The organism is Collinsella sp. AF31-11, from assembly GCF_003475605.1.
In the GTDB taxonomy this organism is placed as follows: Bacteria; Actinomycetota; Coriobacteriia; order Coriobacteriales; family Coriobacteriaceae; genus Collinsella.
This window is the reverse complement of record NZ_QRQS01000010.1, coordinates 44,379-57,660: the sequence shown is the minus strand read 5'-3', so window position 1 is coordinate 57,660 and position 13,282 is coordinate 44,379. Positions and strand designations below refer to the sequence as shown.

General features: G+C 55.3%; 11 protein-coding genes. 9 read left to right on the top strand and 2 right to left on the bottom strand.

The window, feature by feature from the left end; all coding sequences use genetic code 11:
* The first annotated feature begins 12 nt into the window (after nt 1–12).
* Nucleotides 13–1,593 (top strand): PTS transporter subunit EIIC, encoded by a 1,581-nt coding sequence (locus DWZ22_RS07615; protein ID WP_117716372.1) that lies wholly within the window; start codon nt 13–15, stop codon nt 1,591–1,593.
* A gap of 77 nt (nt 1,594–1,670) precedes the next feature.
* Nucleotides 1,671–2,471 (top strand): MurR/RpiR family transcriptional regulator, encoded by an 801-nt coding sequence (locus DWZ22_RS07610; protein WP_117743849.1) that lies wholly within the window; start codon nt 1,671–1,673, stop codon nt 2,469–2,471.
* 191 nt (nt 2,472–2,662) lie between these two features.
* Here DWZ22_RS07610 and DWZ22_RS07605 read toward each other — a convergent pair whose 3' ends face one another.
* Complete coding sequence (locus tag DWZ22_RS07605) at nt 2,663–4,225, bottom strand: PTS transporter subunit EIIC (protein WP_117734901.1); 1,563 nt, start codon at nt 4,223–4,225, stop codon at nt 2,663–2,665.
* 82 nt (nt 4,226–4,307) lie between these two features.
* Nucleotides 4,308–5,633 (bottom strand): 6-phospho-alpha-glucosidase, encoded by a 1,326-nt coding sequence (locus DWZ22_RS07600; protein WP_089573127.1) that lies wholly within the window; start codon nt 5,631–5,633, stop codon nt 4,308–4,310.
* Between the two features lie 298 nt (nt 5,634–5,931).
* Here DWZ22_RS07600 and DWZ22_RS07595 point away from each other — a divergent pair, with 298 nt between their 5' ends.
* The 7 genes from DWZ22_RS07595 to DWZ22_RS07560 all read left to right on the top strand — a co-directional run bounded on the left by DWZ22_RS07595 (nt 5,932) and on the right by DWZ22_RS07560 (nt 13,219).
* Nucleotides 5,932–6,681 carry a MurR/RpiR family transcriptional regulator gene (locus DWZ22_RS07595; protein ID WP_158573314.1) on the top strand — a complete coding sequence of 250 codons (750 nt, stop codon included), beginning with the start codon at nt 5,932–5,934 and terminating at the stop codon, nt 6,679–6,681.
* An 824-nt stretch (nt 6,682–7,505) separates the two neighbouring features.
* On the top strand, nt 7,506–9,044 hold the full coding sequence (locus tag DWZ22_RS07590; protein WP_117743464.1) for an ATP-binding cassette domain-containing protein: 1,539 nt from the start codon (nt 7,506–7,508) through the stop codon (nt 9,042–9,044).
* A gap of 361 nt (nt 9,045–9,405) precedes the next feature.
* The gene (locus DWZ22_RS07585) at nt 9,406–9,729 is read left to right on the top strand and encodes a hypothetical protein (RefSeq protein WP_117734898.1); all 324 of its coding nucleotides are present in this window, start codon (nt 9,406–9,408) and stop codon (nt 9,727–9,729) included.
* A gap of 522 nt (nt 9,730–10,251) precedes the next feature.
* Nucleotides 10,252–10,467, top strand: a complete 216-nt coding sequence (locus DWZ22_RS07575) for a hypothetical protein (protein WP_117743463.1) — start codon at nt 10,252–10,254, stop codon at nt 10,465–10,467.
* Nucleotides 10,468–10,914: 447 nt separating this feature from the next.
* Nucleotides 10,915–11,859 (top strand): hypothetical protein, encoded by a 945-nt coding sequence (locus tag DWZ22_RS07570; protein WP_147352280.1) that lies wholly within the window; start codon nt 10,915–10,917, stop codon nt 11,857–11,859.
* A 169-nt stretch (nt 11,860–12,028) separates the two neighbouring features.
* Nucleotides 12,029–12,550 carry a Rep family protein gene (locus DWZ22_RS07565; RefSeq protein ID WP_118405824.1) on the top strand — a complete coding sequence of 174 codons (522 nt, stop codon included), beginning with the start codon at nt 12,029–12,031 and terminating at the stop codon, nt 12,548–12,550.
* 63 nt (nt 12,551–12,613) lie between these two features.
* Nucleotides 12,614–13,219: a hypothetical protein gene (locus DWZ22_RS07560; protein WP_117734894.1), complete on the top strand. Its 606-nt coding sequence runs from the start codon at nt 12,614–12,616 to the stop codon at nt 13,217–13,219.
* The last annotated feature ends 63 nt before the right edge of the window (nt 13,220–13,282 follow it).

The following is a 13,282-nucleotide window of genomic DNA, read 5'->3' as shown; positions in this document are numbered from 1 at the left end:
CGAAGGAACATCATGAAAGAAAGCAAGCTCTACAGCGAGTTCCAGAGACTCGGCAAGGTGCTCATGGCGCCGGTCCTCCTCCTGCCCGTTTCCGGCATTTTGGTCGGTCTGGGCTCCGCCCTTTCCAATGCTAACCTCATCTCGCTCTGCCCGTTTTTGGGCACCGAGCCGATGGTGATCTTTAGCACACTCATCAAAGCAGCCGGCAACGTTATCAATGGTAACATCTCGGTTCTCTTTGCGATCTGCATTGCCTACGGTTACGCCAAGGCCGAGAAGGCGACCGCCGCACTCTCAGGCTTCATCGGCTACATGACCATGAACACGATCATGGGTCAGCTGCTTATCCTGCTGGGCACCATCGATCCCGCCAACCTGCAGACCGGTCAGAACGCCATCCTGGGCGTAACCACACTCGACACCGGCGTATTCGGCGGCATCATCATCGGCTTGGTAGTCGCGTGGATCCACAACCGATTCTATAAGGTGCAGCTTCCGCCGGTGCTCGGCATCTTCAACGGCACACGCTGCGTCCCCGCCCTCACCGTCGTTTTCGCGAGCCTAGTGGGCGTTGCGCTCGCCTTCGTGTTTCCGTTTGTGCAAACCGGCCTAAAGGCCGCCTCGACACTCATCGATTCCACCGGGGTGTTTGGCGCGTTCATCTATGGCTTCTCCGAGCGCATGCTTCTGCCCTTCGGCCTGCATCATTTCATCTACCTGCCGTTTTTCTTCACTTCTCTGGGCGGTAGCATCCAGGTTGACGGCCAGACCGTCGAAGGTGCTGTCAACATCTACAACGCCATGCTCAACACGCCCGGCATGATGTACGACATCGACATCTCAAAATACGTCATGAACGGCAAGGTGCTGTTCGCCATGTGCGGCCTGCCCGCGGCGGCACTCGCCATCTACCACTGTGCCCGTCCCGAGAATAAAAAGAAGGTCGGTTCCCTCATGATCGCCGCCGTTATCCCGGCCGCCATCATGGGCATAACCGAACCGCTCGAGTACTCCTTCCTCTTTGTAGCGCCCGTACTCTATGTGGTCCACGCTCTGCTGTGCGGCATCGCGTATGTACTCACCTACCTGGTACAGTTCAATGTGCCCGGGCCTTCCGCCTTCGGCGGACCGCTCCTCTCGTGGATCTTCAACGGCATCATGAACGCCGATAAGGGCTCCAACTGGTTCTGGCTCATTCCGCTCGGCATCGCTTACTTCGGGATCTATTACGTGCTGTTCCGCACCTTTATCAAGAAATTTGACCTCAAGACCCCGGGCCGCGAGGATGATGACACGCAGGCAGCGGATGACACGTCGGCCATCGACTCCAAAGCACCTGTCCAGGTAAGCGAGCTCATCCCGCAGATCGTGGAAGCCGTGGGCGGCGCCGATAACATCTCGGGTGTCAACGCCTGCTTCACTCGCCTGAGGCTCAGCCTCAAAGACACCGCCCTGGTCAAGGACGATAGCGTCTTCACCAAAGACCTCGGCGCCAGCGCCATCGTGCACGTTGGCGGCGGTGTTCAGATCGTTTACGGCAATAAAGCTTCTGTCTACAAAGTCGAAATGAGAGAATACTTGGGCATGGAATAAATCCGTCCCATAGCTTCACCACAATGCTCCGGAGATGGCATATCCGCTCCGGGGCATTATTGTTTGGAGTGATTTGAATGTCGATGTACGAGGTCTATTCGAACCTCAGGTCTTGTATCGAAGACGTCGAGAAGGGCGGCAGCCTTGACGCCCACATCGCACTCTACGCCCTCTCCCATCACGACGAGGTCCCAGAGCTCTCAATAGAAGAACTTGCCCGCGCGTGCAATACATCGCCCGCGACCATCTCGCGCTTCTGCAGGCGCGTGAACGGCTCGAGCTTTCGATCGTTCAAAGAGCAAGTTGACGACTTCAACGCTTGGCTCCAGCGTGAGACAACCGAGGCAAGGGCGCATAAGCAAATCGATATACCCTGGTATTTCGATATCGTAGAGACCTCTTTGCTTGAAACAAAACGCCTGCTCACTGAGGATCGACTCGAGCAGGCCGTTGACTGGCTTCTCGATGCGCAAAATGTCTACGTATACGGAAGCTCATTCTCCAATCTCGCCGCCCGCTCACTCTGCGAAAAGCTGAGCCGCGTAAACCGACTGTGCTTCTCATTCGGCTCCGTCAAGGGACAGGAGACATCGCTCTGTCTGCTCCAACCCGACGATCTAACCATCTTTGTATCGTTCTCAGGAAAGACGAGCTATATCTTCAATCTTTACGTTGAGGCCAAGCGGCGAGGTTGCCGCGTTATTTGGATATCGAGCAACATGGCATTCGATAACAACGGGGCGCGTGAGCTCTTGCTACCCGTGAGCACGGAGTCACTCAGCGAGTATTCGACCGCCTTGGTTGAGGGCATGAGCCTACAAAGCGCGGTTAACGCTCTATATATCAGCTGTGCAAATCGACTTCGGGCGCAGCGCTAGCCGCAAACATGCTAGAACTGAAAAGAACGCCCTCACCGTCGCAAGGCGTCCGAATACACGATAGGCAGTGCCAAAAGAGAGCAGCGAGCACGTCATGTACTTGCCCATTCGCCCCAAAACAGCACAGGTCGGCGCCCGATTGAAGAATCGGACGCCGACCTGTATTAATCTTGATCGTGTGGTTGAGTCGTTTACTCCATACCCAGCAGCTCGCGCATCTGAGTTGCGTAGTTAGATGCCATGTTGCCGTAGACAATCTGCACGCCGCCGTTGACATGCACGATGCCACGCGCTTCGAGCTTTTCGGTAAACTCGGCGTCATCAACCACCTTGTCACAGTCATTGAGCTGGATGCGCAGACGGGTGAAACAGGCCTCGACAGACTTAATATTGTTGTCGCCGCCCACTGCCTCAACGATGGCGGGAATGAGGTCGCTGATCACGGTCTTGGGAGCCTTTTCGGCCTCGTCGTCGGACTCTTCCTCGCGGCCAGGGGTCTTAAGGTCCTTCTTAAGAATGATGAACTTGAAGACGAAGTAGTACACCACGAAGTAGATGGGGCCAAGGAACAGGATAACCTGCCAGTTGGAGCCCTTGGCTGCACCCATAATGCCGTTAAAAATCAACGACAAGAGCGGGCCACCGAAGGACGCGGAGCCAGCCACGTTGAACTGCAGGACATAGGTCAGCGCATAGGCAAGACCAGCCATGAGAGCGTGGAACACGTAGAGGATGGGCGCGATAAACAGGAAGGAATACTCGAGCGGCTCGGTAATGCCGGAGAGGATGCAAGGCACCACGATGGCGATCATGAGCGCCGCGGTCTTCTTCTTGTTCTTGGGAAGCGCCGTCTTGTAGAAGGCGAGTGCAGCGCCGGGCAGGCCGAACATGGCGAAGATAACCTTGCCGTTCATGACAAAACGGCTGACCTCGATGTTAAACGGCGTGCTGGGAGAGCCCAGGATCGCATTGTAGATATTGATAGCGCCCTGAACGGTCTGGCCGTCGATGGTCTCGACGCCACCGAGCGACGTGAAGAAGAACGGCAAATAGACAAAGTGATGCAGGCCAAAAGGCAGGAGCATGCGCTCGCCGGCGCCGTAGACAAATGCACCAAAGGCACCCGTAGTCTTGATGAACTCGGACAGCGCACCGAGAGCGTTCTGAATAAACGGGAAAACAAAGGACATGACCAATGCGAGGATGCTGCATGAGAGCAGCGTTACCGCCGGAATAAAGCGCGTACCGTTGAAGATGGAGAACACGGCGGGCAGCTCAATCTTGTAGTAACGGTTATGCAACCATGCGACGATTGCGCCCACCAGAAGACCGCCGATAACGCCAGTGTCGAGCGTGGTGATACCGAGAATCGTGCTCTGGCCCGTCGTAAGATTCGCGGGATCGATAACGCCAGTCGCCGTAAGGAACGTGCCCATCACGGAATTCATGCACATGTAGCCCAAAAAGCCACAAAGCGCCGCGGTAGCCTTCTCGGACTTGGCGAAGCCATAGGCGAGACAAATCGAGAAGATAACCGGGATGTTGTTCATAACGATGCCGGCTGCGGCCTTGAGAATCGAAAAGAAAATCGCAAAGCCCGGAGCAGCAAGCCAGGGAACAGCTGCCGTAAGGGTGGGGCTGGTAAAGGCATTGCCAAAGCCCTGGAGGATGCCGGCAATTGGCAGAATCAGCACGGGCGTCATGAGGACTTTGCCCAGGCGCTGGAACTTTGCCAGCAGCTCATCTTTGTTCATGGGATACCCCTCTTAAAGAAACGGGGCGCGCGGCTCTACAATCCACACGCCCCATAACAGTTATCAAGCGATATGGAACTAGTTACTTAAGCTCCGGCCAATAATCCTTGTTCGCCTCGATGAGCTTGTCGAGCACCTTACGAGCCTTCTTAGCATCACCGACCAGACGATTAAGCGTGAGTGCCTGCAAAGCCTTCTCGTAGGAACCCTCCATCCAAGCCTCAACAGTCAGGCGCTCATAGGCGTACTGGTTCTCCATAAGGCCGCGATAGAAGGTACCGATTTTGCCAACAGCATAGGGCTGCGGGCCATTGGCGCCCACGCTTGCCGCGACCTCGACCATGGCGTCATCGGGCATCCCCTCGATAATGCCGTTGTTGGGCACGATGACAATGAAGGTCTTGTTGGTGTTGCGATAAATGGCCGAGGTGATTTCCACGATCATATCGCCATGAGCGTCGTTTTGCACAACCGAGGAGTTCTTTGCGGTGCCGACTTTGGCAACACGCTCGCACTCGGCGAACACGCGCTTCTCACGGCCGTTGATAACCTCATCGGAGCGAGTGTAGTCGGGGTCGAGGTGAGCGACCTTGTACTCGGGATACAGATAGTACTGCAGATAAGTGTTGGGCAGATAGTCGGGGAAGTCCTCGAGCATGTCCTTGACCATGGCGTAGGTATCAAGCCAGGACTGGTCACGCTGCTCGGCATCGGCAGGAAGGAAGCCGTTCTTCTCCGTGTACTCCTTAATCTGCGGGACGAGGTCATGACCCTCTTCATCGTAGATGTGCTTGAACCAACCGAAGTGATTGAGGCCAAAGTACACGGGCTCCGTCTTGCTCATATCGCGACCGAGCAGGCGACCGTAAGAGCGCATGAGGTTGACAGGCTGGTCGCAGATGTTGAGGACGCGATGCTCATCGGGCAGAACGCGCTCGAGACCATATGCCACAATAGCAGCCGGGTTGGTGTAGTTGATAATCCACGCCTCCGGGCTATGAGCGCGAACGTCGTTGACGATCTCAACCATGTCATGCATGGAGCGCATACCGTAAGCCATGCCGCCGGGGCCCACCGTTTCCTGGCCGATGATTCCCATATGCAGCGGAATCTTCTCATCCTTGCTGCGCATCTCGTAGCCGCCGGTACGAATCTGGCAGAGCACAAAGTCAACGTCAGTGTATGCCTCGTCCTTATCGGTGGTGTAACCAAACTCCACACCGGGCTCCTCCTCGGCGAAGAGGATCTTGCCAAACTCGCCGATCGGACGCTGGCGCTCGGCATCGATGTCATAGAGCATCACGCGGTTCAGCGGCAGAATGTCCATGTGCTTGGTCAGGGCTTTAAGAATGCCAGGGCACCACGTGGAGCCGCCGCCAACGATCACAATATTGAGCTTATCCTTCATGTTCCGTCCCTCCAGGGTTGGCTGATCGGTGTTCTCGAAGACCTTGGGCTCCGCGGTTGTCCTCGGCTTGCTTCGTTTCGATTGATATTTTGCGACTTGAGATCATTTGCAAGCCCCTGCGCAGGTCAATGCGAAACGGGGACACATGATTTCGTTCACGACACAGATATGTGTAGGCCGACACGTACGTTTGCCCAGTTCATGGGTAATAGGCAATCTTGACCGATTACCGATTTCTCACCTGGCTACACAAAGCGGTACCATATGTACGGCGAGGTGCGAGGGGCTGAAACATCTTATGAAAGATCAAGAATCTTTTTATGATCATGTGCGAGCTGGCGAGAGCAAGCTCAACGATCTCGAAAGCGAGATCATGCGCTACATCATCGAGCTGCGTGACGATATTGACGATGTCACGCTTAAGGGCGTTGCTGAACGGTTCTTTGTCGCTCCCAACACGATCGTAAGGCTTGCCCATAAGCTTGGCTTCTCGGGGTTTACGGAGCTCAAACAATCGTATTCCGCCTCGCTCGACCGCAATCGATTCACTATCGAGACACTTCCGCTCGACACCCAGCTCGTACAAACCAAAGACCTGCTTAACGACCGGGTCATCGACTCGGTCGTGAGCCTTATCCAGGACGCCTCGCATATCGTGTTCTTCTGCTCGGGCTTTTCGAAATACCCGTGCCTCGAGATGGCTGAAAAGCTCAAAATAATGGGCAAGAATACCGATACACTCAGTGAACGCCACGTCATGAGGCACTACGCAGAACTGCTTGGCAAAAACGACCTGGTCTTCAGCGTTTCCGTAAGCGGCGAGACGCAGGTGTCTATTGACGCCACATCGATAGCCAAAACGCGCGGATGCAAAATCGTCACACTCACCGGCTTTTCTCGAAATTCTCTCTCGAAACTAGCCGACTACCCTATCTACACCGTGCAAAAAGAAATCCGCTTGGGCAGCATGGACCTCGACAGTCGATTAATGTTCTATTACGTTTTCGAATTGATATTTGAGCGCTACTTCAAACTGGCTAAGAAATAAAACTCTGTATGCGCCCGGCTTCGACTCTTTAGCAGCCTTCTATATGAAAGGTATCGTTCTATGCAACGCGTACTGTTTATCTGTCATGGGAATATCTGCAGATTCAGAAAAATGCCTAGCTAGTTAGGATCCCGGCGAACCATATCGCGTACCTTACGACGTTTTTACGACTTTGAGCCCCAATGCGATATTGCCGTGATGGAGAAAAGCAACTCCTTTCGCCTTTCCCCAGTAGCTGAAGAACGGAGAATCGAGCATAAGCATTCCTTTCCGGTCGTCTCAAACCTCTGCAATTTGGAGGGTAAATCGCGAAAGCTAATATCTCAAACACCAGAAAAATCAAGTCGATGACCTCGCTCAACATTCACGACGACCACCATCGCATGCTAGTTACAAGAAGCGGATGCACTAGTATTCTTTCAATCGACTTGCAAACCCCTTCAAGCGTCCAACGCAATGGCGTGCTTTCAGACGCAACGCCTCCTTGCGTCCGCATTATTGCTTTGTTAGACTCTACGGAAGAATTCAGCGCAGGCCCATATGCCAAGCCAGCGCCCCGGAAAGGAAAAGGATTCGTGAAGCTGTAGACGATACATATCGACGCCAATTTGCAAATTGCCATCTATCCAAGAATAAATCTGGCTGCACATTTGTCGTATCGTCTTTTCACTGATCCTCGTATATCCTAAACACTACCTTTGCGAGCATTGCCGTCGACTCATTTTCTTTCAGCTTGACTCGAGTCGACGGGCGTTCACGTTGGTCGGAACGAGCCAATCAGAGCATATGCGGCAAAACGCGGCCTCCCATGCCGAGGAGGCACAATGTCAAGAACCAATTTGAACAGCTCCACCACCCTCGTTCTTTCCCATATTACTTATGCATATCCTGGCAGCGCAATGCCCGCACTCGACAACGTGTCGGCGACATTTGCCCCCGGCTGGCACGGCATCGTCGGAGACAACGGGTGCGGGAAATCAACTTTCGTCCGCATTGCGTGCGGACTTCTGATTCCAGATCGCGGCGTCGTTTCACCGCGTCTCGTCTCCGCATATTGCGCGCAAGAAGCCGGAGTCGAACCGCCCATGCTCTTCGATTTTGCGTGCGACTTCGCCCCGGCGACCACGCACCTCAGAAGGATGCTCCGCATCACCGATGATATGCTCTGGCGTTTTTCCGAGCTCTCCGGTGGCGAGCAGAAGAAAATTCAAATAGCCGTCGCGCTTTGGCAGAATCCCGATCTTCTGGCAATGGATGAACCGACTAACCATGTGGACGCAGAATGCAGAAGGCAGATTTGCAAAGCACTCGCCGAGTACAAGGGTATTGGCCTCCTCGTCTCGCACGACCGTGCGTTGCTCGACTCCTTGGCAAAGGACTGCCTGTGCTTTGAGTCGGGGCACGTCACCATGCGCCCCGGCAACTACTCCCAAGCTCGCTCGCAGGCGAATCTGGAGCGCGAAAGCGCGGCGCGGGCCAAATCGATTGCGCGATCCGAAGAAAAGCGCATGAAGGCTGAGTATATCAGGCGCGTTGAAAACGCCTCACGGTCCGCATCCAAGAGAAGCGCCCGTCATGTCGATCCGAAGGATCACGACGCGAAAGCACGAATCAAACTCGCCATTCTCACTGGCAGAGACGGCGTTGCGGGCAAGCTCGCTTCGCGCATGGACTCCCGAATCCAGCGCGCGCAAGCCGCCGTCGACGCCCACCATGTCGAAAAGCGCTACGAAAGCACCTTGTGGATGGAAGCGCAACCCAGCCCGCGCAAAACACTGATTCACGTCAGCTCAGATCGCATACCGTGCGGCCCGAGGCAATCTTTGCGGGTTCCCGAGATTTATCTGGGAAATACCGATCATCTGGGCATAAGCGGCCCCAACGGAGCGGGGAAAACAACACTGGTCAAGCATATCCTGGAGATATTGGAAGGCCGCAAGGCCACGGGATTGGACATTCGCACGCTGTATATCCCTCAGGAAGTCGACGATTCATCCTCAATTGAATTCCTCTCGGAAATCAAGGACCTGCCCCAAGCCGAACGTGGAGCCCTGCTTTCGATCGTTGCGCAACTCAATTCGGATCCCGAACGAATATTGTCCGGCGAGAACATCAGCCCGGGGGAGCTGCGGAAGCTCATGCTCGCCCGCGGTATACTAGATGCCCCCGAAATCATCGTCATGGACGAACCCACGAATCACCTGGACCTGCACTCGGTGGAGGCACTCGAGCGAGCGCTTTCCGCCTTTCCCGGCGCGCTTGTTTTGGTGAGCCATGACGAGCAGTTCCTCTCGGCCTCATGCCCCCTCCGCTTGGATTTGGCCCCAGAAGAGGAGCACACTATTGGTCAGCCCCTCCTCTAGCGCTCAGGCATGTCTTCTGCAAGCCGCCTTCTTCTGATATCCCCTCCCCCGTTTTGCAAGCAACTCAGCGCAAATGGCCCATCCCCCTCAGCCTGAAGGCTCAGCGACACCAACGATACCGACGATTCAATATCTGGATGTCCATATTTGCCCCATCTGGGTGATTATTAAATTGTGTTTGTTCCGTGATTGAATACTTTGTCATCATTACGCCCCACTTCTTCTCATCAGAGGACGTCGAGAACGACAGGTCCTTGCGAAATAATCCCAGCTCAGAAGCTTATGGCATGATGTGCTCACCGAGTGCTCGATGACGATTGACGAATCGTCGGTAATATCCAATTTTAGGAAAGAGGTGTGTATGACCCGACCGAAGATCATGCGCGGACCGTTTGAATGCGGCTCCATCTCAACAACCAGTACGGCAATGTCGTCTATAAAGGAGTCTTCGGCGAGCATGCCGACTTGTTCTGAACGAGCTGTTCGACATGCCCTGAAGGCCGAAGAGATGTTCTCTCGCGTCATGTATCGCCAGATTCTTTGTGCCCACACGAAGCTCCATGGGGCAATGTTTGGGGACGATGATCTTCATGCCGCAACAAGAAATGTCGAGGAGATCTTGCGCAACGTCCTGCGCCTCTATCTCGATGTCCACGGCGAGCCGCAACGCGGAGTCAGCAAATAATTGGATTGAGAGGAGTTCGAGTATGAGGAAATTGAATCAGTTTATGAAGTTCGATTGGGAAGCTTTTGCGAAAGGCAAGCGTTTCCTGTTAGCGCCGGGCGATTTTAGCCGCTAATAGTCAACCGATTTTGACCAATCCCGGTCACCGAATAATGGCCCCCGTGCCTCCCCGCCGCCACTACGCTGGTGGCGCCAACACGCCGCCCTCGACAGGCTGCTCGACAAGGCGTCGGTGTTCGTGATGCGGGGCCCGAGCTACCGCGGCAGGGGGCTCGACACGTACTCGGTGGAGGCCGTCCCCCAGGCGGTGAAGGTGAGGGGGATCCAGCCCGAGGGGATGTAGGAATGCGATAGGAAAGTCATAGATGCGGGCGTGTTGGCCAAAATGGGTCGGCCGGGATTGGTCAATCTCGGCCGACTATATTTGGCTAAATTTTTCCGACACTAACATTCCTTTGTGTCGGAGGTGGTAAATGGGTTGATTAAAACACCAAAGAGCATCGCGGCACCAAGATCGACGTGGTGATCACAACCGATAACACGCAGTATCACCAAAACGAAGGCGAGGTGGTCAGCAATCGTTTCGAGAAGCTTTCCATCAAGGTTTCGAATGATATCGAGATTCCCGTCAATCAGCACGTCATTCCCACCGGCGTGGTCGCAAAGGTTTACGGTGATTATCGCAACCAGTTGTCCATCACGGCGGACGGCATTACCGTCATCCCCGCGAAGGGCTAGGTGATTGTGGTGCGTTACTCCAGTGGCGCACCGGCGATCGTGTATTCGACCCCCAGCGCAAAGCTTTGTGTGCTGGGGGTCGCTTTATTTGCGGTCGCCGCGTGCGTTTATTGCATCGGGCTATTCGTGAACACCATTCTTGCGCCCATCGCCATAGAGCCCAGTACGGTGATGGCGTTTGGCGGCAACCTTACCTCCGCAGCGGCCACTCTTAGCCTCGCTGGGACCATGTTGTTTGCGGGAGGGATCACACATTACGTCATGCTATCTGAATCAACACGGTTGCATGCACGCATTAGGAAGGGGCTCTTTGATCCACGTTACGGGAATCCTCTACACCTGCGAGAAGGCGAGCTTCTTCCCGACATCTCTTGCAAAGAGACGGCTCCTGGACAGTTCGAGCTCGCCATCTCAACCTCATCCTCAACGGCAGAAGAAATATCGAAGATGGGACCTAGCATTAGCTCCCGACTTCGCGGAAGGTTCTCCCGCTACGCCGTCGTACTTGCCGAAGCAGACGTCGCATGCAATCAAGTGACCTTCTTCCTTGAAGATGTGACGTTGCATCGAGAGATCAAGGCATCGCGTGTCGAGGATTTGTGCCCGGCGAACGCCTACGAATTCCGCGTTCAAAACGGCACGAGCATCGACCTCCGCACCTCCGGTTCCATGCTCATCGCTGGAAAGACCACGGGCGTGATCGCCCTCTTGCTCCAAGCCCTGTTGGCTGGTCCTGACGGACACGGATCGCAAGTCCTCATCATAGACCCCAAGCAGGCCGAGCCCTCCCGACTTCCTCGCGTGGTTTCACTGAATGCTGACGGGGACGCTCGCGCAATCCTGTCTGCGTTATCACGGTTCGCCGACAGCATCAAAGAGCGACAGAGCTTCCTCAACGACAGGTCGACAGAGACGGGAGACGCCGTGCACTGGTGGGATGCGGGGCTTCACGTTTCGCTTCTCTTCATGGATGAGTACGTGGCACTCCGCACGCTGTTTCCCAAGCGCGCGAGCAAGGAGGACCCCGATTACTGCCTCGCGACGTTTGATGGGCTGGTGAAGCGCATCGTAACGATGGGGGCGAGCGCGGGCTGCTACGCCATCATCTCGATCGCCGAGGCGTCTGTTGAGGAGGGGGGCTTGCCGTCGATGCTGCGCTCGGCGTGCAGCACCCGCGTCCTCTTCAAGCCGACGCTTCCCGAGGCGCGGCTCATATGGGGCGCGGAACGCCTGCTCGACCTCGGTGCACCTCGCGCCTTCTCCCCGGGCGACGCTTGGTTCAGCAGTACGGACGGGGCGCACGACCGCATCGGCTTTGTGCATTTTCCGATCATGGACTTCCCCGTGTACCGCGAGCTTGGGCGGCTCCTTGACCTGTACTTCAGAGAATAACCACCGCGGGGTCCGCTTCGCGCAGCAAAAGCGGACCCCGTCGATTGTTCCATTACTTGAAATTCTGCTCATTTATGCGCCTTGGGGAGCTTGTTATCCCAAGGCGCACCCTCGGGCGCGTTCCAAAATCGTCCCGAAATAGCTCATTTACGAGAAAGGACTCGGAACCATGACCAATTCTCTGCCCATGAAGACCCGCGCGATGATGTACGAGCAGCAGCTCGATCACCTGCCCCGTCTTGTGGACGAAATGTACCGAAGAATCGAAACACTCGCCCCGAAGCGCTATGCGGGCATCGTGCACGACAGCGACACGACGGACGCGGGACGTCCGGCAGCCGCGCATCTTCACGTGATGATGGAGTTCCAGAATCCGCGCTCGCTCAATAGCATCGCGAAGCTCCTTGGAGATAAACCTGAGCGCATCGAGGCTTGGAAGGCAGGTGTGGAAAACGGTTTTTCCTACCTGTGCCACAGAACGGATGGCACACGATCCAAGCATCAGTACGACCCCAAAATCGTGCGCTCCAATTTCGATTACCCAGCGCTACTTGCTTCTATTGAGTCGCGCGTTGCTCGAACGAGGTCCCATAGCAGCATCAAAGTCCTTCTCGATGACCTTCTCGAAGGTCGTATCGACAAGGAGTCCTTGATCTCTCAGCTCTCCGGATCCGAATATGCCCGGACATAGCGTCAGATCGAAGACGTTTATGCACGCCGCCTTCAGGTTCAGGCCCGGGAATGGCGGGGGTTGATGCTCAAGGGCGAAAGAAGGGTGGAATCAGTTTGGATCTTCGGGCCTGCTGGAACGGGGAAGTCCACCCTCGCAAAGCTCTATGCGAAGCGGAAGGGCGAACCGTTCTTCGTCTCTGGATCTACGAGAGACATCTTTCAGGGGTATGAGGGCAAGCACACGGTGATTCTTGACGAACTTCGTCCCTCATCCATCCCCTACGCCGACCTGCTTCGCATCACGGATCCCTATGCGATGGAGCATGAGGTGATGGCACCGTCCCGATATTCCGACAAAGCGATAGCCGCCGATCTCGTAATCGTCACGACGCCCTACAGCCCCTTGGAATTCTATGGAGAACAGATGCGCCGATCCGCGACTTATCGTCCGCAAAACGATGTCGACGGATTTGGTCAACTTGAGAGGCGCCTCTCCGTCGTTGCGGAGATGCAGACGAGGGAGATCTGTCTCTCTGAGTTTAGGCACGATCTCGACGGATACTGGCCGGTCGAAGGTTCCTCTCGTACAAACCCATATTCGAGTTATGCGCGAGGACTCGCCCCCTCGTCCTGCGCCAACGCTCTTTATAAAGAGCTTCTCGACACCGTTTCGCACTTGACAGCTTAACCAATCGGGCCCCGTGCGATAATCTTGAAATATCGCATCAGGGCTCTTTTCTGAACAGGAAGG

Bases quoted from the DNA above. Each gene is read 5' to 3' on its own strand.
- DWZ22_RS07615 (WP_117716372.1), top strand. From the start codon at position 13: ATGAAAGAAAGCAAGCTCTACAGCGAGTTCCAGAGACTCGGCAAGGTG.
- DWZ22_RS07610 (WP_117743849.1), top strand. From the start codon at position 1,671: ATGTCGATGTACGAGGTCTATTCGAACCTCAGGTCTTGTATCGAAGAC.
- DWZ22_RS07605 (WP_117734901.1), bottom strand. From the start codon at position 4,225: ATGAACAAAGATGAGCTGCTGGCAAAGTTCCAGCGCCTGGGCAAAGTC.
- DWZ22_RS07600 (WP_089573127.1), bottom strand. From the start codon at position 5,633: ATGAAGGATAAGCTCAATATTGTGATCGTTGGCGGCGGCTCCACGTGG.
- DWZ22_RS07595 (WP_158573314.1), top strand. From the start codon at position 5,932: ATGAAAGATCAAGAATCTTTTTATGATCATGTGCGAGCTGGCGAGAGC.
- DWZ22_RS07590 (WP_117743464.1), top strand. From the start codon at position 7,506: ATGTCAAGAACCAATTTGAACAGCTCCACCACCCTCGTTCTTTCCCAT.
- DWZ22_RS07585 (WP_117734898.1), top strand. From the start codon at position 9,406: ATGACCCGACCGAAGATCATGCGCGGACCGTTTGAATGCGGCTCCATC.
- DWZ22_RS07570 (WP_147352280.1), top strand. From the start codon at position 10,915: ATGGGACCTAGCATTAGCTCCCGACTTCGCGGAAGGTTCTCCCGCTAC.
- DWZ22_RS07565 (WP_118405824.1), top strand. From the start codon at position 12,029: ATGACCAATTCTCTGCCCATGAAGACCCGCGCGATGATGTACGAGCAG.
- DWZ22_RS07560 (WP_117734894.1), top strand. From the start codon at position 12,614: ATGCTCAAGGGCGAAAGAAGGGTGGAATCAGTTTGGATCTTCGGGCCT.